23 protein-coding genes and 1 tRNA gene are annotated in these 25,272 nt (G+C 74.8%); 16 read left to right on the top strand and 8 right to left on the bottom strand.

Annotated elements, in window-relative coordinates; translation table 11 throughout:
- Positions 1 to 27: 27 nt before the first annotated feature.
- The 12 genes from KKR89_RS11445 to KKR89_RS11390 all read left to right on the top strand — a co-directional run bounded on the left by KKR89_RS11445 (position 28) and on the right by KKR89_RS11390 (position 12,065).
- On the top strand, positions 28 to 3,372 hold the full coding sequence (locus KKR89_RS11445; protein WP_243882235.1) for an Rne/Rng family ribonuclease: 3,345 nt from the start codon (positions 28 to 30) through the stop codon (positions 3,370 to 3,372).
- 310 nt (positions 3,373 to 3,682) lie between these two features.
- Positions 3,683 to 3,991 carry a 50S ribosomal protein L21 gene (rplU, locus tag KKR89_RS11440; protein ID WP_208195757.1) on the top strand — a complete coding sequence of 103 codons (309 nt, stop codon included), beginning with the start codon at positions 3,683 to 3,685 and terminating at the stop codon, positions 3,989 to 3,991.
- A gap of 58 nt (positions 3,992 to 4,049) precedes the next feature.
- Entirely contained in the window at positions 4,050 to 4,304 is a 255-nt protein-coding gene (gene rpmA, locus KKR89_RS11435; RefSeq protein ID WP_208195450.1) for a 50S ribosomal protein L27, read from the top strand.
- Between the two features lie 106 nt (positions 4,305 to 4,410).
- Positions 4,411 to 5,928, top strand: coding sequence for a GTPase ObgE (gene obgE, locus KKR89_RS11430; protein WP_208195449.1), 1,518 nt, complete (start codon positions 4,411 to 4,413; stop codon positions 5,926 to 5,928).
- A gap of 75 nt (positions 5,929 to 6,003) precedes the next feature.
- Positions 6,004 to 7,152, top strand: a complete 1,149-nt coding sequence (proB, locus tag KKR89_RS11425; protein ID WP_208195756.1) for a glutamate 5-kinase — start codon at positions 6,004 to 6,006, stop codon at positions 7,150 to 7,152.
- A gap of 80 nt (positions 7,153 to 7,232) precedes the next feature.
- Positions 7,233 to 8,537, top strand: coding sequence for a glutamate-5-semialdehyde dehydrogenase (locus KKR89_RS11420; RefSeq protein ID WP_208195448.1), 1,305 nt, complete (start codon positions 7,233 to 7,235; stop codon positions 8,535 to 8,537).
- 128 nt (positions 8,538 to 8,665) lie between these two features.
- Complete coding sequence (locus KKR89_RS11415) at positions 8,666 to 8,821, top strand: hypothetical protein (RefSeq protein ID WP_191781922.1); 156 nt, start codon at positions 8,666 to 8,668, stop codon at positions 8,819 to 8,821.
- 2 nt (positions 8,822 to 8,823) lie between these two features.
- Positions 8,824 to 9,441, top strand: coding sequence for a nicotinate-nucleotide adenylyltransferase (nadD, locus tag KKR89_RS11410; RefSeq protein WP_208195447.1), 618 nt, complete (start codon positions 8,824 to 8,826; stop codon positions 9,439 to 9,441).
- A complete protein-coding gene (locus KKR89_RS18515; protein ID WP_214765491.1) occupies positions 9,434 to 10,732 on the top strand; it encodes a hypothetical protein in 1,299 nt (432 codons plus the stop codon). The genes nadD and KKR89_RS18515 overlap by 8 nt, the downstream gene beginning before the upstream one ends.
- A gap of 68 nt (positions 10,733 to 10,800) precedes the next feature.
- Positions 10,801 to 11,184, top strand: coding sequence for a ribosome silencing factor (gene rsfS, locus KKR89_RS11400; protein WP_191781928.1), 384 nt, complete (start codon positions 10,801 to 10,803; stop codon positions 11,182 to 11,184).
- The gene (locus tag KKR89_RS11395) at positions 11,181 to 11,879 is read left to right on the top strand and encodes a histidine phosphatase family protein (protein WP_208195445.1); all 699 of its coding nucleotides are present in this window, start codon (positions 11,181 to 11,183) and stop codon (positions 11,877 to 11,879) included. The genes rsfS and KKR89_RS11395 overlap by 4 nt, the downstream gene beginning before the upstream one ends.
- A 113-nt stretch (positions 11,880 to 11,992) precedes the next feature.
- Positions 11,993 to 12,065, top strand: a tRNA-Ala gene (locus KKR89_RS11390).
- Between the two features lie 206 nt (positions 12,066 to 12,271).
- Here KKR89_RS11390 and KKR89_RS11385 read toward each other — a convergent pair.
- Complete coding sequence (locus KKR89_RS11385) at positions 12,272 to 12,562, bottom strand: hypothetical protein (protein WP_208195444.1); 291 nt, start codon at positions 12,560 to 12,562, stop codon at positions 12,272 to 12,274.
- A gap of 325 nt (positions 12,563 to 12,887) precedes the next feature.
- Here KKR89_RS11385 and KKR89_RS18580 point away from each other — a divergent pair, with 325 nt between their 5' ends.
- Positions 12,888 to 13,916 carry a glycoside hydrolase family 11 protein gene (locus tag KKR89_RS18580; protein WP_208195443.1) on the top strand — a complete coding sequence of 343 codons (1,029 nt, stop codon included), beginning with the start codon at positions 12,888 to 12,890 and terminating at the stop codon, positions 13,914 to 13,916.
- A 91-nt stretch (positions 13,917 to 14,007) separates the two neighbouring features.
- On the opposite strand, the gene KKR89_RS11375 is transcribed toward KKR89_RS18580, so the two are convergent.
- Both KKR89_RS11375 and KKR89_RS11370 read right to left on the bottom strand, forming a co-directional pair.
- Positions 14,008 to 14,241: a hypothetical protein gene (locus KKR89_RS11375; RefSeq protein ID WP_208195442.1), complete on the bottom strand. Its 234-nt coding sequence runs from the start codon at positions 14,239 to 14,241 to the stop codon at positions 14,008 to 14,010.
- Positions 14,238 to 14,738, bottom strand: a complete 501-nt coding sequence (locus KKR89_RS11370) for a MarR family winged helix-turn-helix transcriptional regulator (RefSeq protein ID WP_208195441.1) — start codon at positions 14,736 to 14,738, stop codon at positions 14,238 to 14,240. The genes KKR89_RS11375 and KKR89_RS11370 overlap by 4 nt, the downstream gene beginning before the upstream one ends.
- A 132-nt stretch (positions 14,739 to 14,870) precedes the next feature.
- On the opposite strand from KKR89_RS11370, the gene KKR89_RS11365 reads away from it, so the two are divergent.
- The gene (locus KKR89_RS11365; protein WP_208195440.1) at positions 14,871 to 17,546 is read left to right on the top strand and encodes a phosphoenolpyruvate carboxylase; all 2,676 of its coding nucleotides are present in this window, start codon (positions 14,871 to 14,873) and stop codon (positions 17,544 to 17,546) included.
- A gap of 103 nt (positions 17,547 to 17,649) precedes the next feature.
- Here the strand turns inward: KKR89_RS11365 and KKR89_RS11360 are convergent, their stop codons facing one another.
- From KKR89_RS11360 to KKR89_RS11350, 3 genes are all read right to left on the bottom strand, one after another.
- Positions 17,650 to 19,146, bottom strand: a complete 1,497-nt coding sequence (locus KKR89_RS11360; RefSeq protein WP_208195439.1) for an AAA family ATPase — start codon at positions 19,144 to 19,146, stop codon at positions 17,650 to 17,652.
- Positions 19,147 to 19,221: 75 nt separating this feature from the next.
- Complete coding sequence (locus KKR89_RS11355) at positions 19,222 to 19,728, bottom strand: NUDIX domain-containing protein (protein ID WP_208195438.1); 507 nt, start codon at positions 19,726 to 19,728, stop codon at positions 19,222 to 19,224.
- Between the two features lie 37 nt (positions 19,729 to 19,765).
- Positions 19,766 to 20,167 carry a VOC family protein gene (locus tag KKR89_RS11350; RefSeq protein ID WP_208195437.1) on the bottom strand — a complete coding sequence of 134 codons (402 nt, stop codon included), beginning with the start codon at positions 20,165 to 20,167 and terminating at the stop codon, positions 19,766 to 19,768.
- Between the two features lie 107 nt (positions 20,168 to 20,274).
- Here KKR89_RS11350 and KKR89_RS11345 point away from each other — a divergent pair, with 107 nt between their 5' ends.
- The gene (locus KKR89_RS11345; RefSeq protein ID WP_208195436.1) at positions 20,275 to 21,297 is read left to right on the top strand and encodes a sigma-70 family RNA polymerase sigma factor; all 1,023 of its coding nucleotides are present in this window, start codon (positions 20,275 to 20,277) and stop codon (positions 21,295 to 21,297) included.
- 109 nt (positions 21,298 to 21,406) lie between these two features.
- On the opposite strand, the gene KKR89_RS11340 is transcribed toward KKR89_RS11345, so the two are convergent.
- Positions 21,407 to 23,059, bottom strand: a complete 1,653-nt coding sequence (locus KKR89_RS11340) for a DEAD/DEAH box helicase (RefSeq protein WP_208195435.1) — start codon at positions 23,057 to 23,059, stop codon at positions 21,407 to 21,409.
- 309 nt (positions 23,060 to 23,368) lie between these two features.
- Here KKR89_RS11340 and KKR89_RS11335 point away from each other — a divergent pair, with 309 nt between their 5' ends.
- A complete protein-coding gene (locus KKR89_RS11335) occupies positions 23,369 to 24,001 on the top strand; it encodes a CYTH domain-containing protein (protein ID WP_208195434.1) in 633 nt (210 codons plus the stop codon).
- A 15-nt stretch (positions 24,002 to 24,016) separates the two neighbouring features.
- On the opposite strand, the gene KKR89_RS11330 is transcribed toward KKR89_RS11335, so the two are convergent.
- Positions 24,017 to 25,078, bottom strand: coding sequence for a glutathione S-transferase family protein (locus tag KKR89_RS11330; protein WP_208195433.1), 1,062 nt, complete (start codon positions 25,076 to 25,078; stop codon positions 24,017 to 24,019).
- Between the last annotated feature and the right edge of the window lie 194 nt (positions 25,079 to 25,272).

Genomic DNA, 25,272 nt, shown 5'->3' with positions numbered 1-25,272 from the left:
GGCCCCCGGTGCTCAGGAGTACGCGCTTTGTCTCCCGTGAACAGCCCCGAGAACACCGACGCCGTCGACGCTGGCGAGGCGGCCCCCAAGAAGCGGCGTCGCCGTGTCGTCCGTGACGTCGCGACACCCGGCACCCCGGCGGCCGCCGAGGTGCAGGCCGACGTGGCACCCGCCATGTCGCCCGTCGACCCCGCCCCGGTCGCGGCCGAGCCGCAGGCTCCCGCTCCCGCCGAGGTGCCCGAGCCGGTAGCGGCGCCGGTGGCGACGACGCGCGCTCGGCGCTCGCGCCGCGTGACGCGCACCGTCGTGCTCGACGACGTCGCCGCCCCGGCGGTGCCGGACGCACCGGTCGCGGACGTGCCCGCCCAGGACGAGGTCCCGGAGACGCCGGTCGTGGACGAGCCGCAGGACGACGAGGCGACGGCGGAGGTCGCCCCGGGTGACGAGCCGGCCGCCGTCGAGGAGCCGGCACCCGTCGACGAGCCCGAGCCCGCCGACCTCCCCGCGCAGGACGCCGAGGAGCGTGCACCGCGGCGCCGGCGTTCCGGACGCCGGGGCGGCCGCACGGGCCGGTCCGCGCAGGACGCGGGCCCCGACGAGACGGCCGACGACGGCGCCGCGGTCGAGGAGCCCGCGGGCGCCACCGACGCGCCGCGCACCGACGCGCCGCTGGACGTGCTCGCCGAGCTGGGCCCGGTGCGCACCGAGGAGCCGGAGTCCCGCGCACGGCTCGCGACGACCGCTCTGCTGTTCCAGGCGCCCGAGCCCGCCTCGCGGCCGCGGCGCCGGCGTGCGCAGTCGTCGGCGGGCTCCCCGCAGGAGATCTCGGAGGCCGCGCGCGCCGAGGCCGAGGAGCAGCTCGCGAGCGACGACGCCGCGGCGGCCGACGAGGTCACGACCTCGGTCGACGACGCCCCCGAGGAGAGCGCCGGCCGGACGCGCCGCCGCCGCGGCGGTCGCGGACGCAAGGCACCGGTCGAGGTCGAGGACACGCAGCCGGCCGACGTGGTCGACGAGGACGAGCTCGAGCAGCCCGACGTCGAGACGCCCGACGGGGTCGACGAGGCCGAGGGCGACGACGACGAGCGGGACGACGACGGTGGCGACGACGACGGGACGTCGCCGCGCCGACGCCGTCGCCGGGGGGGTCGCGGACGCCGCGGGCGCGCCGACGCGCCGGGCGATGACGAGGCGGCCGACGAGCAGGCGACCGAGGACGAGCCGCAGGCGCCTGCCGAGGCCGAGACGCCCGACGACGCGGGCGACGACGACGGGACCGGGTCGAGCCGTCGCCGCCGGCGGCGTCGCCGCGGGGCCCGCGGCGAGGTGGCCGAGGAGCCGCGTCGCCGCACGAGCAGCGACGAGGTCACGGCCCTGCGCGGGTCGACGCGTCTCGAGGCGAAGCGCCAGCGGCGCCGCGAGGGGCGTGACGCCGGCCGTCGCCGCCAGGTCATCACCGAGGCGGAGTTCCTCGCACGTCGCGAGGCCGTCGAGCGCACCATGGTCGTGCGGGAGCTCGACGCCCGGACCCAGATCGCGGTCCTCGAGGACGGGGTGCTCGTCGAGCACTACGTCTCCAACCAGGCGCAGGCGTCGATGGTCGGCAACGTGTACCTCGGCCGCGTGCAGAACGTGCTGCCGAGCATGGAGGCCGCGTTCGTCGACGTGGGCAAGGGCCGCAACGCGGTGCTGTACGCCGGCGAGGTGAACTGGGACGCCGCCGGGCTCGAGGGCGGGCAGCCGCGCCGCATCGAGCAGGCGCTGAAGTCCGGCGACGCGGTGCTGGTCCAGGTGACCAAGGACCCCATCGGGCACAAGGGTGCGCGACTGACCAGCCAGATCACGCTCGCGGGCCGGTACCTCGTGTACGTGCCCGGCGGCGGGATGACCGGCATCAGCCGCAAGCTGCCGGACACCGAGCGGTCGCGCCTCAAGAAGATCCTGCGCGACCTCGTGCCCGACTCGGCCGGCGTCATCGTGCGCACGGCCGCCGAGGGGGCGAGCGAGGACGAGCTGCGTTCCGACGTCGTCCGGCTGCAGGGCCAGTGGGAGGCGATCGAGAAGAAGCGCAAGACCGCCAACGCACCGGCGCTGCTGCAGGGTGAGCCGGACATGGCGATCCGCGTCGTGCGCGACATCTTCAACGACGACTTCTCCTCGCTCGTCGTGCAGGGCGACGACGCCTGGTCGACCATCTCGACGTACGTCGGCGAGCTGGCGCCCGACCTGGCCGCGCGCACCGAGAAGTGGACCGGCACGCAGGACGTCTTCACGGTGCACCGCGTCGACGAGCAGCTGGCCAAGGGGATGGACCGCAAGGTCTGGCTGCCCTCGGGTGGTTCGCTCGTCATCGACCGCACCGAGGCGATGACCGTCGTGGACGTCAACACCGGCAAGTTCACCGGGGTGGGCGGGACGCTGGAGGAGACGGTCACGCGGAACAACCTCGAGGCGGCCGAGGAGATCGTGCGCCAGCTCCGGCTGCGCGACATCGGCGGCATCATCGTCATCGACTTCATCGACATGGTGCTGGAGTCGAACCGCGACCTGGTCCTGCGGCGGCTCGTCGAGTGCCTCGGGCGTGACCGCACCAAGCACCAGGTGGCCGAGGTGACGTCGCTCGGGCTCGTGCAGATGACGCGCAAGCGCGTCGGCCAGGGGCTGGTCGAGGCGTTCAGCGAGACGTGCGAGCACTGCCACGGCCGTGGGTTCATCGTCCACACCGACCCCGTCGGAAAGGGCGGACGTCCCGACGTGCACGCGCAGCCGACGCCGGAGCCGGGGGAGTCCAAGCGTGCGCGCCGCAAGCGCGGCGCGACGGAGTCGGCAGTCTCGGCACCGCACCCGGCCGTGCCGGTGCTGCCGGAGGCGCGTGAGGCGGTCAAGGCGACGCTCGCGACGATCGCGGCCGCCGCAGCCCACGCGCACGAGGCCGCGCCGCCCGCCGACGCCGACGCACCCGTCGACGAGGCGCCCGTGGCGCACGCCGACGCCCCGGACGCCACGACGACGCCGCCCGCCGACGCCGACGCACCCGTCGACGAGGCGCCCGTGGCGCACGCCGACGCCCCGGACGCCACGACGACCGCCGACGTCGCACCCGCCGAGGCCCCCGTGGAGGCGCCGCGCGCCCCGCGCCGCGCACGATCGGGCGGTGCGAGGAAGCTCGGGACGCTCGACGTCATGGCCGAGCTGAGCACGGCGGGTGTCGAGGCCACCGCGACCGGCGCCGTCCCGACGACCGCTGTCGAGACGGACGCGCCGCTCGAGCTGCACGCGGTCGCGCCCGAGGTCTTCGAGGACGCCGACGGTGAGCCCGACGCCGCGCCCGATGCCGGGACGGACGGGCCGCCGGCGCCCGACGAGGGATGACCGGACGCGCGACGCCCGGCCGACAGGTGCGGTCCCGCCCGGCTCGTTTGACCGGGCGCGAGCGGGTCCGTACCCTAGAACGTCGGTGCGTCGCGCGCGTGCCGGGAGCGCTGCGTGCCGGATCTCTCGAGGAGACTCGAGCCGGTCACGGCGCAGGTCCCGGTGCAGGCGCCGCGGATGGCACCGCCGACGCGACCCCCTCGCCCCCGTGGCTGGGCGGTGCGCGGGTTCCGGCGGGTCACGCGGCACCGACGGGCAGGACGAACGAAGCACCGATGAGCAGGTCCGACGAGCAGAGATGAGCAGCAACGTGGTGTACGCGATCGTGAAGGCTGGCGGCCGCCAGGAGAAGGTCGCCGTCGGCGACGTCGTCGTCGTCGACCGCCTCGCCGCCGGGGCGGGGTCGTCGGTCCAGCTGCCGGCGCTCCTGCTCGTCGACGGTGAGAAGGTCACCACCGACGCCGCGGCGCTGGCCAAGGTGACGGTGACGGCGGAGGTCGTGCGGGACGAGAAGGGTCCCAAGATCGACATCCTCAAGTACAAGAACAAGACCGGCTACCGCAAGCGCCAGGGTCACCGCCAGAAGCTGACGCGCCTGAAGGTCACCGGCATCCAGTGAGCCCCGGCCGCTCACGCGGCCGTCCCCCCTTCCGCAGCATCCGGAGAGCAGGTCAGTCATGGCACACAAGAAGGGCGCGAGCTCCTCGCGCAACGGTCGCGACTCGAACGCCCAGCGCCTCGGCGTCAAGCGCTTCGGTGGTCAGGTCGTCAAGGCCGGCGAGATCATCGTCCGCCAGCGCGGCACGCACTTCCACCCGGGCGACAACGTCGGCCGCGGTGGCGACGACACGCTGTTCGCGCTGACCGCCGGTTTGGTGGCGTTCGGCACGCGTCGTGGCCGCAAGGTCATCGACATCGTCGCCTCCGTCTGAGGTCACGACACAATCCCAGCTTCACGGTCGAGGGGCGCACCGGTGCGGTGCGCCCCTTCGTCGTGTGACGATCACCAACTGCATGAAAGACGAAGGAGGTCCAGCCGTGGCGACGTTCGTCGACCGTGTCGTGCTGCACGCGACCGGCGGTGACGGTGGGCACGGTTGTGCATCCATCCACCGCGAGAAGTTCAAGCCCCTCGCCGGGCCCGACGGCGGGAACGGCGGCAACGGCGGCTCCGTGATCGTCGAGGTGGACCCGCAGGTCACGACGCTGCTGCCGTTCCACCACCTGCCCCACCGGCGCGCCGCGTCGGGGACGCAGGGCATGGGCGACCACCGCAGCGGCTCGACCGCCGAGGACCTCGTGCTGGCCGTCCCGGACGGCACGGTCGTCAAGGCGCCCGACGGCACGGTCCTGGCCGACCTCGTCGGTGCCGGTTCGCGCTACGTCGTCGCGGCCGGGGGTCGCGGTGGGCTCGGCAACGCCGCCCTCGCGTCCCCGCGCCGCAAGGCGCCCGGGTTCGCCCTGCTGGGGGAGCCGGGGGAGACGGCCGAGGTCGTGCTCGAGCTCAAGACCATCGCCGACGTCGCCCTCGTCGGCTTCCCGTCCGCGGGCAAGTCGAGCCTCGTCGCCGCGATCTCCGCGGCGCGTCCCAAGATCGCCGACTACCCGTTCACGACCCTCGTGCCGAACCTCGGTGTCGTCCAGGCCGGCGACTTCCGGTACACGGTGGCCGACGTGCCCGGGCTCATCCCCGGGGCGTCGCAGGGCAAGGGGCTCGGTCTGGAGTTCCTGCGGCACATCGAGCGGTGCGCGGTCGTCGTCCACGTGCTCGACTGCGCCACGCTCGAGTCGGGGCGGGACCCGGTCTCCGACCTCGACGTGATCGAGGCGGAGCTCGCCGCCTACTCGGAGGACCTCGAGGTCGCGGCGGGCGGGGTGCCGCTCGTCGAGCGTCCCCGCGTGGTCGTGCTCAACAAGATCGACGTGCCCGAGGCGCGCGAGCTGGCCGACCTCGTCCGTGCCGAGCTCGAGGGGCGCGGCGTGCCCGTGTTCGAGATCTCCGCTGCCAGCCACGAGGGCCTGCGCGCGCTGACGTTCGCGCTCGCGGAGCGGGTCGCGGCCGCGCGCCGGGCCGCCCCGGTCGCCGAGGCGACGCGCGTCGTGCTGCGTCCGCGCGCCGTCGACGACTCCGGCTTCACGGTCAAGCGCCGCGAGGGTGGCGGTCAGGTGTGGTTCGCGATCCGCGGCGAGAAGCCCGAGCGGTGGGTGCGCCAGACCGACTTCGCGAACGACGAGGCCGTCGGCTACCTCGCGGACCGGCTCGCGCGCGCCGGTGTCGAGGACGCGCTCTACAAGGCCGGTGCGGTCGCGGGCGACGAGGTGCGCATCGGTCCCGACGAGAACTCGGTCGTGTTCGACTGGGAGCCCACGCTCCTGACGGGCTCGGAGCTCCTCGGCGGGCCGCGCGGCAGCGACGTGCGCCTCGAGGACCGGTCCCGCCCCACGCGCGGGCAGAAGCGCCGCGAGTACACCGAGCGCATGGACGCCAAGGCTGCGGCCCGCGCGGAGATGTGGACGGAGCGCGAGCAGGGCGTCTGGACGGACCCGGACGTGTGAGCACCCCTCCCGGACGCGCCCACGGCGCGTCCGGGAGGCGGTCGCTGCACGGAGGTGCCCCCGCGGCGAGGCATCATAGGTGCCGTGAGTGCCGCCGCCCTGTCGGGACGTGACCAGCTGCCCGACGCGGGCCGGATCGTCGTCAAGGTCGGCTCCTCGTCGCTGACGAGCACGGACGGGCACCTCGACCCGCAGCGGCTCGCTGCCGTGGTCGACCTGCTCGCGGCGCGGCGTGCCGCCGGCACGCAGGTCGTGCTGGTGTCGTCCGGCGCCATCGCGGCGGGCATCGGCCCGCTGGGCCTGGCCGCCCGGCCGCGCGACCTCGCGACGCAGCAGGCCGCCGCGTCGGTCGGCCAGGGGCTGCTCGTGGCGCACTACACGCGCGCGTTCGCGGTCCACGGGCTGACGGTCGCGCAGGTGCTGCTGACCGCCGAGGACACCTGGCGGCGCGGGCAGTACCGCAACGCGCACCGGGCGCTGACGCGGCTGCTCGACCTCGGCGTCGTGCCCATCATCAACGAGAACGACGCCGTCGCCACCGACGAGATCCGGTTCGGCGACAACGACCGCCTCGCGGCGCTCGTGTCCCACCTGGTGCACGCGGACGCGCTGGCGCTCCTCACGGACGTCGACGCGCTGTACACGGGACCGCCGTCCCGAGCGGGCTCGCAGCGCATCGCGCAGGTGCGGGGCCTCAGCGAGATCGAGGGGATCGACGTGACGGCCCGCGGCAGCGCCGTCGGCACGGGCGGCATGCTCACCAAGCTCGAGTCGGTCGCGATCGCGACGCAGTCCGGCATCCCGGTGCTGCTGACGTCCGTCGCGCAGGGCGCCGCGGGGCTGACGGGGCAGGACGTGGGCACGTGGTTCGACGCGACGGGTCGCCGTCGCTCCATCCGCCTGCTGTGGCTCGCGCACGCCGCACGCACGCGCGGTCGGCTGGTCCTCGACGAGGGTGCCGTCCGCGCGGTCGTCGAGCGCCGCACGTCGCTGCTGCCCGCCGGTGTCACCGGCGTCGAGGGAGCGTTCGAGGCCGGCGACCCGGTCGAGCTGGTCGACGCGGCGGGCGTCGTCGTCGCCCGGGGCCTGGTCGCCTACGACGCGCAGGAGGTGCCCCAGCTGCTGGGGCGCAGCACGGGCGAGCTGCGTGAGGCGCTCGGCGCCGGGTACGACCGTGAGCTCGTGCACCGCGACGACCTCGTGCTGGTCCGTCGACGCGGCTGAGCAGGTCGCCCGCCCGGGCGGGGCGGGACCGAGGTGCGGACAGCCGTGGTCCCGCGGCCGGGCGCGGCTAACCTGGCGCCATGACCACGTCGCTGGAGCAGTCGACGCCCGCCGTCCTGGACGACCCCGAGGTCGCCGTCCTCGCCGTCGCACGACGAGCGCGCGAGGCCTCGCGCGCGCTGGCGACCGCCACGCGCGCCACGAAGGACGCCGCGCTGCGCGCGCTGGCCGACGCGCTGGTCGCCGCCACCGACCGCGTGCTGGCCGCCAACGCGCAGGACCTGGAGCGCGGCCGCGCGAACGGCATGTCACCCGGGCTGCTCGACCGCCTGGCGCTGACGCCCGAGCGGGTCGCGGCGATCGCGGACGCCCTGCGCGAGCTCGCGGCGCTGCCGGACCCGGTCGGTGAGGTGGTGCGGGGCTCGACCCTTCCCAACGGGCTCCGGCTGCGGCAGCTGCGGGTGCCGATGGGTGTCGTCGGGATGATCTACGAGGCCCGTCCCAACGTGACCGTGGACGCCGCCGGCCTGGCGCTCAAGAGCGGCAACGCGGTGATCCTGCGCGGCGGCTCCGCGGCCGCGAGCAGCAACGAGGTGGTCGTCGAGGTCCTCGCGGACGCGCTCGTCGCCCAGGGCCTGCCCGGCGACCTCGTCCAGTCGGTCGACGCCTGGGGGCGCCCGGGTGCCGTGGCCCTCATGCACGCCCGCGGCCTCGTCGACGTGCTGGTGCCGCGCGGCGGCGCCGACCTCATCGCGACGGTCGTGCGGGAGGCGACGGTCCCGGTCATCGAGACGGGCGTCGGCAACTGCCACCTGTACGTGGACGCGAGCGCGGACCAGGCGGACGCGCTGGCGATCCTGCTCAACTCCAAGACGCAGCGCGTCGGGGTGTGCAACGCGGTGGAGACGCTGCTGGTGCACCGTGACGCGGCCGACGCGTTCCTGCCGTCGGCGCTCACCGCGCTGGCCGCGGCGGGCGTCACCGTGCACGGTGACGACGTGACCCTGCGCCACGCGCCGCGGGACGCGGCGACCGCCCCGGCGACGGACGCGGACTGGGCGACCGAGTACCTGTCCCTCGACCTCGCGGTGCGGGTCGTCGACGGCCTGGACGCCGCGATCGAGCACGTGCGGCAGTGGTCGACCGGCCACACCGAGGCGATCGTCACGCAGGACCTGCGCGCCGCCGAGCGGTTCGTGGCGGAGGTCGACGCCGCCGCCGTGATCGTCAACGCCTCGACCCGGTTCACCGACGGCGGCCAGTTCGGCCTCGGCGCCGAGATCGGGATCTCGACGCAGAAGCTGCACGCGCGCGGTCCGATGGGGCTGGCCGAGCTCACGACGACCAAGTGGGTCGTGCACGGGGACGGGCACGTGCGCCCCTGACGCGACCCGTCGTGGCGTGGTCCGGGGTCACCGGCGACGCGTGCGACACTGGGTCGTTGCGGCTCCGGGACGACCGACGGGCGCCGTGACGGACACGGAAGACCGACGAGGACCAGCAGGAGGACCACGTGCACGCCACCCTCATCGCCGCCGCAGAGACGGCCGCCGAGCACAACGAAGCGCTGCCGTTCGCGCCCGCCGTCTTCGGCGTCGGCGCGTTCGTGGGGCTGCTGGCGATGCTGCTGGTCACGTACGCGTTCCGCTCCGTCGGGTCGCGCCACTGACGGTGCCGGCCACCGCGGAGGTCCCCACCCGCCCACGCCTCGGTGTGATGGGCGGCACGTTCGACCCCGTGCACCACGGGCACCTGGTCGCGGCGAGCGAGGTCGCGGCCCGGTTCGACCTCGACGAGGTCGTGTTCGTCCCGACGGGCAACCCCACGTTCAAGCAGCACATCGAGGTGTCGCCCGCCGAGCACCGCTACCTCATGACGGTGATCGCGACCGCGTCGAACCCGCGCTTCACCGTGAGCCGCGTCGACATCGACCGCGCCGGGCTGACCTACACGGTCGACACCCTCCGCGACCTCAAGACCGAGCGTCCGGACGCCGACCTCTTCTTCATCACCGGTGCCGACGCGATCGCGCAGATCCTCACGTGGAAGGATGCTGCCGAGCTGTTCGACACGGCGCGGTTCGTGGCGGTCACCCGTCCGGGCCACGCGTTGTCGGTGGACGGCCTGCCCGCCGGGCGGGTCGACGTGCTGGAGGTCCCTGCCCTGGCGATCTCCTCGTCCGACGTCCGTGCGCGTGCCCGCGCAGGGGAGCCGGTGTGGTACCTCGTCCCCGACGGGGTCGTCCAGTACATCGCCAAGCACAGGTTGTATCGAGGTCGTCATGAGTGAACCCGGAGAGCGCCGGCGCCGTCGTGAGATGGAGCGTGCGGCCCAGGACGGTGGGCAGGGGCCCGGCGGCCCGCCCGCCCCGCCCGCGGGGGACGACACGTCCGCCCCGAGCTCGCGTCGGGCCATGCGCAGCCGGTTGGTGACGCCGCCGGCCGGCACGTCGTCGGCCGGCCCGACAGGCACCCCGGCGTGGTCGTCGGGCGCCGGCCAGCAGCCTGCCCGGCCCGGCCCGGTCTCCGCCGGGCCTGCCGCCCCGAGCCCGCGCGGGTCCTCCGACGACGGTGCCCGGTCCCGCCGCTCGTACCGCGACTCGGCGCTGGACCCCACCTCGGCACCGCGTGCGGCGACGCCTCCCGCCGCACCGCCGGCAGCCCGCCCGCCCGCCCGCCCGGTCGCCGCCTCGGCACCCGCGCCCCGGCCGGCGACGACCCCGGCACCGCAGCGATCGGCTCCCGCGCCGTCTCCTCGGCCCGCACCGACGCCCCCGACGCCGCCCGTGTCGTCCGACTGGGGCACGCGGGGTCAGGCCGCGCCCGACCGGCGCGCCGCGTCCCGCCCGGCGGCGGCACCGCAGCCGGCACCCGCCGGCCCGTGGGGCCAGCAGTCCGCGACGCCCGCGCCCGCCGCGACGCCGCGTCCGACCGAGGGCACCGGCTGGGGACGCGAGGGTGGTGCCGCTCCGTCGACGGGTGCGCCCAGCTGGGCAGGAGGTGCCTCGTCGGCGTCCGCCGCACCGCCGCGCACGTCCGCGTGGGGCTCGGGGACGTCGGCTGCGCCGCCGAGCCCGGCCCCGGCACCCTGGACCCCGTCGACCCCGGCGCAGGCACCTGCCCCGGCGCCGTCGGTCACCTCGTTCCAGTCGTCGGCGCCTGCTGCGCCGCCGCGTCCCGCGCCGTCGCCCGTCTGGACGCCGGGCGGCGCTCCGGCCGCGCCGACACCGGCCGAGCCTGCCGCTGCGCCGGCCCCGGAGACCGAGCGGTCGCCGGACGCGTGGACGCGCACACCGGAGGCGCCGCCGGCTCCTGAGCCGGCAGCCCCGCCGTGGGCGGCGTCGCGGACCGCCGCCGCGACGCACGACGACGACCTCGACGACGACGAGGACGAGGACGACGAGCCCTCGCGGCGCCTGCACCCGTACACCTGGCTGCATGTGCTGGTGCTGGCGCTCGTGGCGTTCGTGCTCGGCTTCCTCATCATGCTGCTCGTCATCCAGACGCGCTCCGACGGCACGGGCACCGAGGCCGAGGCCGCACCCGCGGTCGCGACGGTCTCCGTCGCCGGCCCCGCCTGACGTCTCCCGCACCTCCCGCGGCGTCGCACCACCCGGTGGACGCCGTCCCCACGACACGAGGAGCCCATGTGCCTGCGAGCACCCGCGCGATCGAGCTGGCCCACGCGGCAGCGCGCGCCGCTTCCGACCTGAAGGCGCAGGAGATCATCGCGCTCGACGTGAGCGAGCAGCTGGTCCTGACCGACGTCTTCCTCATCGCCTCCGGTACGAACGAGCGGCAGGTCGGCGGCATCGTCGACGCCGTCGAGGAGGCGCTGCACCACCTGGGCGCGAAGCCGGTGCGCCGCGAGGGCAAGGCGCAGGGACGGTGGGTGCTGATCGACTTCGGCGAGATCGTGGTGCACGTGCAGCACGCCGAGGACCGCGTGTACTACGCGCTCGAGCGGCTCTGGAAGGACTGCCCGCTCATCGAGCTGCCTCCCGAGGAGCGCGGCGAGCAGGCCGACGCGTGACGCAGCACCTGCTGCTCTGGCGTCACGCGCGCACCGCGTACAACTCGCAGGCACGCCTGCAGGGACAGATCGACATCCCCCTGGACGAGGTGGGGCACTGGCAGGCCCGGACGTCGGCGGCCCGGCTGGCGGTCCGGCACCGGCCGGTGCGGATCGTCGCGTCCGACCTGACGCGGGCCGTCGAGACGGCGACGTACCTCAGTCGCGCGCTGGACGTGCCGGTCGAGCTCGACCCCCGGCTGCGTGAGCGGGCGTTCGGAGCCTGGGAGGGCCTGACCGGCCAGGAGATCGAGGCCGACTGGCCGGGGGAGTTCACGGCGTGGCGTGCGGGCGGCGATCCGGCCGGGGTCGGTGCCGAGTCGCGCGCCGCCCTGGCGGCACGCGTGTCCGCGGCGGTGCTCGACCAGGTGAGCCGCACGCCGGGCCGAGACGACCTCGTGATCGTCTCCCACGGAGCGGCCCTGGGCTCGCTCGTGGCAGAGCTCCTCGGCCAGCCACCGGCATGGCGCGGTCTGGTCGGCATGCACAACGCCCACTGGGCGCAGATGACGGCATCGGGCCCCGACGTGGATCCCGCCTGGCGGCTGCTCGGCTACAACATCGGTCCGACCGACGCGTCGTCGGACTGGAACGCCGGGCCGGACCCGGAGCCGGCGGAGCAGGACGCGGACGACGCGACCCGCGACCCGGACTGACGACGCGTTGCACGTCACACCACCACCGCCGGGACGCGATTGGCGCTTCGCCGCTCGTTCGTCCTAGACTCTCGGGGCGCCCCCAGGGGCGTCGAGGTCCGCTCGCGGACCACGGGGCTGTGGCGCAGCTGGTAGCGCACCTGCATGGCATGCAGGGGGTCAGGGGTTCGAATCCCCTCAGCTCCACGTCGTGATGACGCGGGACACCGTTCACCGGTGTCCCGCGTCGTTCGTTCTCCACGAGGGCCCGGCCGTCGGCCGGGCCCTCGTTCGTCGCCGCGCGAGCAGCTGCGGGTGGGGTCGAGGGCGCGGGTCGCCGCGACCTCGCGGGCGAGCGGTGGGTGCGCGCTGACGGTGGCACGTCGTCTGCCCGCTCCCGTCGGCACCGCCCGTCAGCGCACCTGGACGGGGAAGATCTCGGTGCGTGCGACGACGCGGTCGCGCTCGGCGGCGAGACGTACCCGCCGGGGGTCGGCCAGGTACCCGTCGAGCGCCGACCGGTCGGCGAAGCGGTAGACCTGCACCTCGTGGGGGTGGCCGTCGCTGCCGTCGCCGACGGCGCGCTGGAGGAGCTGCCCGCCGTGGCCCGCGACGAGCGCGAGCACGGTGTCCTCGTAGCGCGTCATCGCAGCCTCCTGGCCCGGCGCGGCCCACAGCAGGCAGCACAGCGTGAGCTCGCTCATGACCGGCAGTCTGCCGCGTTCCGCGGCGGACCGTCGCCGGCTCGTGGGTGCGAGCGGTCGGTCGCGCGGCGAGGGGCTCCCTCAAGTCCCGCACGGTGCTGGACCCGAGCGTGTCCGGGCTCGGCCGGGCGGTGACGTCGTGGTGGCGAGTCGTAGGGTGACTTGACTCTTGTGGGATGACCTAGCACACTCGCCGGGCGGCTGCGGCCCGGTGGCGGAAGCCGTCGGTCCCTGCTGCCCGGAAGGCGCGGGCTGCCGGTCCCGACGTGGGGTCACGGTGGACTTCCGAGGACGTTCCCCGTTTGACGCACGAAGGAGTGCTTCCATGTCCTCTGTCCCCACCCGCACCGCGGACCGGACGCGACGTCCGGTCCGCCGGCTGATCGGCGCCGTCGCCGTCGGTGCGCTGCTGGCAGGCGGTGTCGCCGCCGCAGCGCCCGCGATGGCTGCCACGATCAACAGCAACCAGACCGGCACCAGCGGCGGCTACTGGTTCTCGTTCTGGACCGACAGCCCCGGCACCGTCTCGGCCGGCATGAACGACGGCGGCAACTACACGACGAACTGGCAGAACACCGGCAACTTCGTCATCGGCAAGGGCTGGTCCAAGGGGGACAGCTCCAAGGTGGTGTCCTACTCGGGCTCCTTCAACCCCTCGGGCAACGCCTACCTGACGCTCTACGGGTGGACCAACGGCCCGCTGATCGAGTACTACATCGTCGACTCGTGGGGCACCTACCGCCCCACCGGCACCCACAAGGGCACGGTCACGTCCGACGGTGGCACGTACGACATCTACGAGACGACCCGCGTCAACGCCCCGTCGATCGAGGGCAACTCCTCGACGTTCAAGCAGTTCTGGTCGGTCCGGCAGTCCAAGCGCGTGGGCGGCACCATCACCGCCGGCAACCACTTCTCCGCGTGGGCGTCCAAGGGCATGCAGCTGGGCAACCACAACTACATGATCCTGGCGACCGAGGGCTACCAGTCCTCCGGCAGCTCGAACATCACGATGTCGGCGGGCTCGGGCGGTGGTGGCAACACCGGCGGTGGCAACACGGGCGGCGGCAACACCGGTGGCGGCAACACCGGCGGCGGGAGCACCGGCTCGTGCACCGCGACCGCGACCAAGGCCGAGAGCTGGGGTGACCGGTTCAATGTGACCTACACGGTCTCGGGCAAGTCGAACTGGTCCGTCACGGTCTACCCGAGCAACGGGCAGTCGATCCAGAGCTCGTGGGGTGCCAACCGCAACGGCAACACCTTCACGCCCAACGGCTCCAACAGCTTCGGCGTGACGTACTACAAGGGCAGCAACAACGTCGACTGGACGCCCACCGGCGTCTGCTCGTAGCCGTCGTGCGCGGGGGCGTCGGGGCTGCGGCCCCGGCGCCCCCGCGGTGCGTCCGCGTCGAGTCGCGCCGCGGCGCTCCGGCGGGGAAGCGTCAGGGTGCGCCGGCGGGTGATGGGGCGAGGTCCTCGCTGCTCGAGCGCCCGGCGACGAAGGCCTCGAGGGCCGGACCCTGCGCCTCCACGCGGTCCACGAGCTCGTCGCCCGTGCACGTCCACAGGCCCACGGTGACCCGGGCGCCGTCACGCTCGAGCACGCGCCACGCCGCGCCCGAGTCCTCCCACCGGCGCAGCACCGCGACGGCGTCCTGCGGTGTGTGCCTCGTCACGCGCGCCCGACCTCGTCCAGCGGCGGTGTGAGCCGGCCCTCGGGGTCGAGGCGCTGCAGCATCGTGCGCGTGAGCTCCTCGAGCAGGTGGACCTGCTCGGGCGTCAGGGCGTCGACGACGAGCGCGCGGGCCGTCTCGACGTGGCCGGGAGCGGTGCGGACGACGAGGTCCCAGCCGTCCTCGGTCAGGTGCGCGTTCGTCGCGCGACGGTCGTCGGTGCACGGTGCGCGCTCGACCAGCCCGCGGTCCTCGAGGCGCCGCACGACGTGCGACAGGCGGGGGAGCGTCGCGTTGGTGCGTCGGGCGAGGTCGGACATGCGCAACGTCCTGCCGGAGGCCTCGGACAGCATCGCGAGCACCTGGTACTCGAAGTGCGTGAGGCCCGCGTCCTGCTGGAGCTGGGAGTCGAGCTGCGCGGGCAGGAGCTCGGCGACGGTCACGAGACCCAGCCAGGCACGGAGCTCGTCGGGCGTCAGCCAGCGGGTCTCGGGGGGCACGGCGACATGCTACCGCAAAAGTTGATGCAACAACTACACGTTCTCTTCTCGTCGGCTCGCCGCGGCGGCGCGGAACGCCCACCCGTCGGTCGCTCCGGTCGAGCACGACCGAAAGTCAACTACCTTTCTCCCGTGAACGAAGTGGAGATCGGGTCGGACGTCCCTCGCGGCGTCGTCAGCCACGAGGTACCGGAGCCTCTGCGCAACGACGTCCGGCTGCTCGGTGAGCTGCTCGGCCGCGTGCTGCGCGACGCCGGGGGTGAGGACCTGCTCGCGGACGTCGAACGGCTGCGTGAGCTGGCGATCGCGTCGCACAGCGAGCCGAACGGCCATGCGCTGGACGAGGCCGAGGCGCTGGTCGCCGGGTTCAGCCACGCGCGCGCCGAGCAGGTGGCACGTGCCTTCACCTGCTACTTCCACCTCGCCAACCTCGCCGAGGAGTACCACCGGGTGCGCGTGCTGCGCGACCGTGAGTCGCGGCTCTCGCCGCACGAGCTCGCGCCCGACGACTCGCTGCCCGCCGCGTACCAGCAGCTCGTCACCGAGGTCGGCGAGGAGACCGCCCGCGAGCGTCTGCGCGACCTCGAGTTCCGGCCGGTGTTCACGGCGCACCCGACCGAGGCTCGTCGTCGTGCGGTGTCCCGGTCGATCCGTCGCGTCGCCGAGCTCGTCGCCGAGCGGGACACGCTGCACATCGGCGGCACCAGCCTCGCCGAGAACGAGCGGCGCCTGCTCGCCGAGATCGACACGCTGTGGCGGACGTCACCCCTGCGCGCCGAGAAGCCCACGGTGCTCGACGAGGTCGCCACGGTCCTGTCGATCTTCGACGCCACGCTCGCCGACGTCCTGCCCACGGTCTACCGCCGCCTCGACGACTGGCTCCTCGAGGACGCGGCCGGCACCACCACGCCCGCCGTGAGCCCGTTCGCGCGGCTCGGGTCGTGGATCGGTGGTGACCGCGACGGCAACCCCAACGTCACCGCCGAGGTCACCCGTGCCGCCGCCGCCATGGCGTCCGAGCACGCGCTCGGCGCGCTCCTGGCGTCCGCCCGCCGCACGGCCGACTGCCTCACGCTCGACGCCGCGGGGACGCCTCCGTCGGCCGAGCTCAGCGCGCTGTGGCAGCGTCAGCGCTCGCTCTCGGACGCGATCACGTCACGGATCGCCGGTTCGGCCCCCAACGAGCCGCACCGCCGCGCGCTGCTCGGCATCGTCGAGCGCATCGCGGCCACCCGCCGGCGGGACGCCGACCTGGCGTACGCGAACGCCGACGAGCTCGAGGACGACCTGCGGATCGTGCAGAACTCGCTGGAGGCCGCCGGCGCTCGCCGGGCGGCGTTCGGCGACCTGCAGCGGCTCATCTGGCAGGTGCAGACCTTCGGGTTCCACCTCGCCGAGCTCGAGCTGCGCCAGCACTCGCAGGTGCACGCCGCGGCGCTGGCCGACATCGACGCCCACGGCATCGACGGCGACCTGCAGCCGATGACCCTCGAGGTGCTCGACACGTTCCGGGCGCTCGGCACCGTGCAGCGCCGGTTCGGGGTGGCCGCCGCGCGCCGCTACATCGTGTCGTTCACGCAGTCGCCCGAGCACCTGCCCGCCGTGTACCGCCTCGCCGACCTGGCGTTCGGCGGTCCCGAGCACGCGCCCGTCATCGACGCCATCCCGTTGTTCGAGACGTTCGCCGACCTGCAGAACAGCGTCGACCTGCTCGACGCCGCGCTCGAGCACCCGCGCGTGCAGGAGCGCCTGGCGGCCAACGGCCGGCGCGTCGAGGTCATGCTCGGGTACTCCGACTCCTCGAAGGACGTCGGGCCCCTGTCCGCGACGCTCGCCCTCGACGACGCGCAGCGGCGCATCGCCGACTGGGCGAAGCGCAACGACATCGTCCTCACGCTCTTCCACGGCCGCGGCGGTGCCCTCGGGCGCGGCGGCGGCCCCGCGAACCGCGCCGTCCTGGCGCAGCCGCCGGGCTCCGTCGACGGCCGTTTCAAGCTCACCGAGCAGGGCGAGGTCATCTTCGCCCGCTACGGGGACGCGGACATCGCGACCCGGCACATCGAGCAGGTCACGGCGGCCACGCTGCTCGCGGACGCGCCGAGCGTCGTGCGGCGCAACGACGAGGCGGCCGCACGGTTCGCCGACCTCGCGTCCCGCCTCGACGTGGCCTCGCGCGAGCACTTCCACCGGCTGGTGCGCGCCGACGGGTTCCCGTCCTGGTTCGCGCAGGTCACGCCGCTCGAGGAGATCGGACTGCTGCCGATCGGGTCGCGCCCGGCACGACGCGGGCTGTCGGTGTCCTCGCTCGACGACCTGCGCGCGATCCCGTGGGTGTTCTCGTGGTCGCAGGCCCGGATCAACCTGGCCGGCTGGTACGGCCTGGGTACCGCGCTCGCGGCCGTCGGGGACGTCGAGGAGCTGCGCGCCGCGTATGCCGAGTGGCCGCTGTTCGCGACGATCATCGACAACGTCGAGATGTCGCTGGCCAAGACCGACGAGCGCATCGCCGCGCGCTACCTCGCGCTCGGCGACCGGGACGACCTCGCCCGGCTCGTCCTCGACGAGATGCGCCTCACGCGCCAGTGGGTGCTCGCGACGACCGGCAGCACGGACGTCCTGTCCCGTCGCCGCATCCTGGGACGTGCCGTCCAGCTGCGCAGCCCCTACGTCGACGCGCTGTCCCTGCTGCAGCTGCGCGCCCTGCGCGGCCTGCGCACGGGGCAGGAGCAGGCGTCGACCGACGAGCTGCAGCGGCTGCTGCTGCTCACCGTCAACGGTGTCGCGGCGGGGCTGCAGAACACCGGCTGACCGCGCCGCGCGAGGACGCCCCGCACCGGACGGTCGACCCGTCCGGTGCGGGGCGTCCTGCGTCGTGGTGCAGCGGTGCAGGGTGGTCGGGGCTGCGGCCGCCTCAGCGTGCGGGGACGGTGCGCGTCGCGGCCCACGCGCGCAGGGCCGCCACACGCTCGGCCATGACCACGGCGAGCGGACGCGTCGCGCGCAGCTCGTCGAGCACGGTGGCCGCGTCGAGCGCCCGGCCGTAGGCGTGGGCGGCGTACGTGGCGGCGACCACGGCCTGCTCGACCTCGGCGCCCGAGAAGCCGTCCGAGGCGGCCACGAGGTGCCCGGTCTCGTCGTCGCGCAGCGTCAGGCCGCGGCGGGCGGCGTGCAGCCGCAGCAGGCCCGCACGCGCGTCCTCGTCGGGCAGGTCGACGAAGAAGAGCTCGTCGAACCGGCCCTTGCGCACGAGCTCGGGCGGGAGGGCGGAGATGTCGTTGGCGGTCGCCGCCACGAAGACGCGCGATCCGCGGTCCGCCAGCCACGTCAGCAGCGTCCCCAGCACGCGGCGCGCGGACCCGCCGTCGGAGTCGCTGCTCGCGACGGCCTTCTCGATCTCGTCGACCCAGAGCACGCACGGCGCGAGCGCGTCCGCCGCGGCGAGCGCGTCGCGCAGCCTGCGCTCGGACTCGCCCACGTACTTGTCGTGCACACCCGCGAGGTCGAGCCGCAGCAGCGGGACCCCGAGGATCGAGGCCGCCGCGCGCGCCGCGAGCGACTTGCCGCACCCCTGCACGCCGAGCAGCAGCACGCCGCGCGGGGCGTCGAGGTGCGGGGCCGAGCCGTCCATGGCCGGGCGGCGCAGCAGCAACCAGCGCACGACGCGGTCGAGCCCCACGACGTCCGCCGGCGCGACGGTGGCGTACTCGTAGGACAGCACGCCGTCCGCCGCGAGCGCCTCGAAGCGCGCGCGCTCGACGACGGGCACGTCGCGGACCGTCAGCGCGCCGTCGTCGACGATCGCGCCGTGCGCCAGGCGCCCGACGTCGGAGCGCGACAGCCCGGCGAGCCGCTGCACGAGGAGCTCGCGGGCCTGCGGGTCGACCTGGGGGAAGAGACCCGTGACGTTCCCCCAGGCGGCGACGGTGCGGTCGACGATCACGGCGCGCTCGGCGGGTGCGGGGAACGAGACCGGCACACGCACCGCCAGGTGCTCGACCTCGCGCGGCAGGGTGAGCGCGTGCGACACGAGCACGAGCGTGCTGCGCAGGCCCACGGGGCGCAGTGCGGCGTCCTTGAGGAGGCGCACGACGACCGGGTCGTCGAACCACGGGTGCAGGTCGAGGAGGACGTAGACGGCGGGCGCCATGCCGTCGACGATGGACCGCAGCAGGGTCGGCGGGTCGGCGTTGTGCAGCTGCGCACCGCCGAGGTCGACGTCCATGCGGCGCAGCCCGTCCGTGACGGTCCAGCGGAAGACCGGCCGACCGGCGTGCCCCCCCGGGCTGCGGGACGCGGCGCGCAGGACGAGCTCGACGGCGTCCGCCTCGTCCTCGGTCTCCAGCACGACGATCGGGGTGCGGGCGGCGACGAGTGCCGCGATGTCGTCACGCGTCGGATCCGGGTGCACGCCGCCACGCTAGCGGTGCGTGCGACCTGCCCGAGGTGGCCGCAGGGCCGGACGCGCGAGTTCCACCCGCTCGCCTCAGCGGGGCAGCGAGAGCACCGCGGGCACGGGCGCGCCGGCCGCCAGCAGGTCCAGCACGACGCGCTCGTGCGGCACGACGGGGTCCGGCAGGTCGTGCAGCGGGAACCAGCCCATCGCGGCGGCGCGGTGGGCCTCGCGGAGCGTGGGCTCGCCGCTCCACACCGTCACCTCGAAGAAGACGTCGACGCGCTGCTCGACCTGCGGTCCGCCGCGGACGAACCGGTGGATCGCGGTCAGGGGGCGCAGTGCGGCCACGGGCACGACGACGCCAGCCTCCTCCGCCGCCTCGCGGACGGCGGCCTCGTGCACGGACTCGCCCGGGTCGACGTGGCCGGCCAGCACGGCCCAGCTCCCGTCCATGTAGCCGGTGCCCGCGCGACGCTGCAGGAGCACCTCGTCGCCGCTCTCGCCGGCCCGGCGCAGGACGACGTACGCGGCGGCGACGAGCAGCGTGCGCTCGTCCAGGTGGTCGTCCGGCTCGTAGGCGTCGGGGTGCGCGGGCATGAGCGCGAGTCTGGCACGCGGCCGCGACGGCGGTGGTTCAGGCGCCCGCCGCGTGGTCCACGTGCAGGAGCTCCCAGACGTGCCCGTCCGGGTCGGCGACCGCGCGTGCGTACATCGACCCGTCGTCCTGGGGCGGCCGGAACTCCGAGCCGCCACGCGCGAGCGCAGCCGTGACGAGCGCGTCGACCTCGGCGTGGGACGACGTGGTCAGGCAGAGCAGGACCTGCGTGCCCGTGCGGGCGTCGGCGACCGGCAGGGGCGTGAAGTCGGCGAACCGGTCGCGGTCCATGAGCATCACGCAGATCGTGTCCGAGACGACCACGCAGACGATCTGCTCGTCGCTGAACATCTCGTTCACCGGGAGCCCGAGCCCGGTGTAGAACGAGCGCGAGGTCGCGACGTCGTGGACCGGGAGGGTGACGAAGAGGATGCGGTCCACGGGCGCTCCTGCCGGGTGCGGGGTGCGGCGACACCGGTGCCGACCCGCGCCGACGTCACGGGTCATCGGGGGTGTGCCGTGTCGGTGGTCGCGGCTACCGTCGTGGTGTGACGACGACCACACCCGCACACCCGTCCGGGGCCGCGCCGAACGCCGCACCCGGTGACCTGACCGCCGACGAGTTCGCCGAGCGGCTCGCCCCCATGCGGCGCGAGATCCTCGCGCACTGCTACCGCATGACGGGCTCGGTGCACGACGCCGAGGACATGCTCCAGGAGACGTACCTGCGGGCGTGGCGTGCGATGCGCGGCTTCGAGAACCGCTCGTCGCTGCGCACCTGGGTGTTCCGCATCGCGACCAACACGTGCCTGACGCACCTCGAGGGTCGGCGCCGCCGCCCGCTGCCGACGGGGCTCGGCGCACCGGCCGCCGACCCGCGGGACCAGCCGCGCGAGGACCTCGGCACGCCGTGGCTCGAGCCGCTGCCGGACGCGCTGGTGTGGGCGCAGCCGCCCGTGGACCCCGCCGAGACGACCGTGCACCGCGACTCGGTGCGCCTCGCGTTCGTCGCCGCGCTGCAGCACCTGACGGCGCAGCAGCGGGCCGTCCTGCTGCTGCGCGACGTCCTCGCGTGGTCGGCGGCCGAGGTCGCGGACGCGCTCGACCTGTCGGTCGCCGCCGTGAACTCCACGCTGCAGCGAGCGCGTGCGCACATGGCGAACGTGCAGCACCTGACGCCGATGGAGCCGACGGACCCGCGCCACCGGGCGCTGGTCGAAAGGTACGTCGCGGCCTTCGAGGCGTACGACATCGCCGCCATCGTGGACCTGCTCGCGGCGGACGTGGTGTGGGAGATGCCCCCGTTCCCCGGCTGGTACACGGGCCCGCAGGCGGTGGGCGAGCTCATCGGCACGTGGTGCCCGGCGCAGGGCCCGGGCGACATGCGGATGGTGCCGACGGCGGCCAACGGGCTGCCGGCGTTCGCGATGTACATGCGCGACGCGCAGGGGCGTCACGCGGCGTTCCAGGTGCAGCAGGTCACGGTGACGGACGACGGGGTCAGGCACGTGACCGTGTGGTTCGGGGCCGAGCTGTTCGCGCGGTTCGGCCTGCCGGCCCACCTGGACTGACGGGCCCGGCCGCGCCAGACGCGGGGCCGGGCAGCAGCGAGCCCGGAGCTCGACGGTCCTGATGCGTCAGGGACCGCCGAGCTCCGGGCTCGGCGTGCGTGGGCGTGCGTCAGGCGGCGGAGCTGCCCGCGCCGGAGCGGCTGCGACCGCGGCCACCGCGCCGACGACGGGGCGCACCGGCGGCGTCGGACGGCGCCGAGCCCCCGTCGCGCCCGGCCGACGGACCGGTGCCGCGCTGCGGCGTCGTGGTCGTGCGCGGGTCGTGGCTGCGCACGGCGTCGGGCCCGCCCGAGGTCCAGACGACGGCAGGACCGGCCGGCCGCGCCGCGGCGCGCGTGCCGGTGCGGCGCCGTGCGGCACCGTCGGTCTGGGACGCGGCACGGGGGCTACCGGCCTCCTGCGGGGAGCGGCCGCGGCCCGGCGAGGCCTGGCCCCGCGCGGACGTGGACCGGCCGCGCGTGGCCGCCTGGCCGCGGCCCGCGCTCTGCTGGCCACCGCCGGACCGCCCGCCGCCCGCGGAGGTGGGGCGGTCGTCCGACGTCGCGGGAGCAGCCACGTACGTCGTCGGGGCGGGCGTGCCGCCGTTGTCGGCGCCGACCGTCCCGGGTGCGTCGGCGAGCTGACGCACGAGCGCGTCACCGGGGCGCACCGAGACGGGCGTCACGGTGATGCCCGCGGCGCGCGTCATCGCGCGCACGTCGGCGCGCTGCTCGGGCAGCTGGAGCGTCAGGACCGTGCCCGACGCCCCGGCGCGGGCCGTGCGGCCCGAGCGGTGCAGGTACGCCTTGTGCTCGGCCGGCGGGTCGACGTGCACGACGAGCTCGACCTCGTCGACGTGGATGCCGCGCGCCGCGATGTCGGTCGCGACGAGCACCCGGGCCTCACCGGAGGAGAACGCGGCGAGGTTGCGCTCGCGCGCCCCCTGGCCGAGGTTGCCGTGCAGGTCGACCGCGGGGATGCCCGCGAGCGTGAGCTGGCGTGCGAGCTTCTTCGCGTGGTGCTTGGTGCGCATGAACAGCACGCGACGGCCGGAGCCCGCCGCGAGCATCTCCACGACGGCCTTCTTGGCGGCGGCGTCGGCGACCTCGAGCACGTGGTGCGTGCTGGCGACCACGGTCTGGGCGGCCGGGTCGACCGCGTGCTCGACGGGCGTCGTCAGGTAGCGGTCGACGAGCGTGCCGACACCGTTGTCCAGCGTCGCCGAGAACAGCAGGCGCTGCCCGCGCTTCGGGGTGCGGTCCATGAGGCGCCGCACGACCGGCAGGAAGCCCAGGTCGGCCATGTGGTCGGCCTCGTCGAGCACGGTGATCTCGATGCCGTCGAGCGTGACCAGGTTCTGGCGGAGCAGGTCCTCGAGGCGGCCGGGGCACGCGACGAGCACGTCGACGCCGCGGTCCAGGGCGGTGACCTGGCGCGACTGCGCGACGCCACCGAAGACCACGGCGGTGCGCAGGCCCGCGGCCTTGGCCAGCGGGGCGAACACGGCCTCGATCTGGGTCGCGAGCTCACGCGTGGGGCACAGCACCAGCGCACGGGGGCGGCGCGCGCGGCGCGGCGTGCCGGACGCGGCGAGGCGCGTCACGACGGGCAGGGCGAACGCGAGGGTCTTGCCTGAGCCGGTGCGCCCGCGGCCGAGCACGTCAGCGCCGCGCAGCGTGTCGGGCAGCGTCGCGGTCTGGATGGGGAAGGGGGTGGTGATCTGCTGGTCCGCGAGCGCGCGAACCAGCACCTCGGGCACGCCGAGGTCGGTGAAGGTGGTCACAGGATGGTGCCTCTCGGGCTGTTGACGTCAGGGTCCGCCGCACGATTCCCGGGGGGACTCCACGACGCGGGCGCGCGGTCGATCGCGCTGCCTCTGGGGGCAACTGTCTCACACCTGGCGCCCCGGACCGCGGCGCGGCGGTGTCGCCGCAGGTCAGGGGCCCGCCACGGAGCTGCCCTGGGGTCCGTCGCGGCGCACACACGCCCGTGATCGCGCCCTGGTGGACCGGGCTGCGCGGGGTCGGCCCGGCGGGGTCGGTACGGTGTGCGCAGACGGTCGCCGGGGCCGTCGGGGCACGGACGGGTGGCCATGAGCGACACGGGGAACGGCGACTTCGAGTTCGAGCGACGGTTCCTCGTGCGCGACGTCCCCGCCGGGCTGCTCGACGCGGAGCCGGCGCTGATCGTCCAGAGCTACTACCTGGCCGACGAGGGGTACGCGCTGCGCGTGCGTGCGCAGGCCTCCGCGGTCGCGGGAGTGGACGTCGATCTCGACGAGGTGACGCTCCTCGAGCGGTACGCCGACCGGGTGGACTTCTGCGCGGTCACGGTCAAGGGGCCGATGAACGGCGGGACCCGCTACGAGGCGGAGCGCGAGATCGACCCGCAGGTGGGCGTCCAGATGGTGCGGCGCGGCGGCGCCCGGGTCGCGAAGATCCGGCACTCGGTGTGGCTGGGGGAGGACGGCTGGGTCGTCGACGTGTTCGCCGGTGCCAACGCGCCCCTCGTCGTCGCCGAGGTCGAGCGCGGCGGGCCGGTCACCGACCTCGCGATCCCGGACTTCTGCGTCACCGAGGTGACCACGGACCCGCGGTTCGCGAACGACGGGCTGGCGCACGCGCCGTTCGCCCGCTGGGCGGACGCGTGGGCCGCCGAGCTCGCGCAGCGCGGGCCGACGTTCCTGCCGGGCTTCGGCCACGACCACCGGATGACCGGCTTCTGACCTGCTGCGGTGGCGTCACCCGGCTCCGTGCCCGGCCGGGACCCGCTCGCCGTCCCGCACGGGACCGGGCGGCGTCCCGTCGCCGAACGGTCGCCCGCCGAGGGCCTCGCGGCCGTGCGGCGTCCGCCACCCGCGCAGCTCGGGCCCGCGCGGCACGATGCCGGACGGGTTGATGTCGCGGTGGACCTCGTAGTAGTGCCGCTTGATGTCCACGAAGTCGACGGTGTCCCCGAAGCCGGGCGTCTGGAACAGGTCACGCGCGTACGCCCACAGCGCCGGCATCTCCGTCAGTCGGTGCCGGTTGCACTTGAAGTGCCCGTGGTAGACCGCGTCGAACCGCACGAGCGTGGTGAACAGGCGCACGTCGGCCTCGGTGATCGTGTCGCCGACCAGGTAGCGCCGGCGCGTCAGCCGCGCCTCGAGGCGGTCCAGCGCGTCGAACAGGCGCGTGAACGCGCGGTCGTAGGTCTCCTGCGAGCCGGCGAACCCGCACCGGTAGACGCCGTTGTTGACGTCGCGGTAGATCTCGTCGCCCAGCTCGTCGATCTCGCCGCGCAGCGCCTCGGGGTACAGGTCGGGTGCGCCGGGCCGGTGGTGGGTGGTCCACTGCGTCGACAGGTCGAGCGTGATCTGCGCGAAGTCGTTGGTCACCACGGCGCCCGTCGGCACGTCGACGATCGCGGGCACGGTGATCCCGCGGGCGTACCGCGGGTCGCGCACGAGGTAGGCGTCCCGCAGCCGCTCGACGCCCAGGACGGGGTCCACGCCGCCGCGGTCGAGATCGAAGGTCCACGAGCGCTCGTCGTGGGTCGGCCCGCACACCCCCATCGACAGCGCGTCCTCCAGGCCCAGCACCCGCCGCACGACGATCGCCCGGCTGGCCCACGGGCACGCGCGCGACACGACCAGCCGGTAGCGGCCGGCCTCGACCGGCCACCCGTCGCGTCCGTCGGCCGTGATGCGGGTGGTCAGGTAGCGGGTGTCACGTTCGAAACCCGCGCCCGGTGTGGCGTACACGCCGGGTCGCTCGTGCGCGGTCCGGCCGTCGGGGGCGGGCGTGGGGGAGGACTCGTCCATCGTCGGATGATGCCCTCCCGGAGGGTGTCGACGCAGGTCCGAGCCCACGTCGGGCGCGCCGCGGCGGGGGATCCGTCCCGGATCGCACCGCTTGGCCGGGCGGGCGAGGGCCGGCCGACCTGCCTACAGTGGCTCGCCGGCGGCGAGCACGCCGCCGGAGCGACGGAAAAGGGGCCGGGTGCACGTGGTGGAGC

It is taken from the genome of Cellulomonas dongxiuzhuiae (genome assembly GCF_018623035.1).
GTDB lineage: Bacteria > Actinomycetota > Actinomycetes > Actinomycetales > Cellulomonadaceae > Cellulomonas > Cellulomonas dongxiuzhuiae.
The sequence above is the reverse complement of the archived record's forward strand: the minus strand, read 5'-3'. Positions and strand labels throughout refer to the sequence as shown.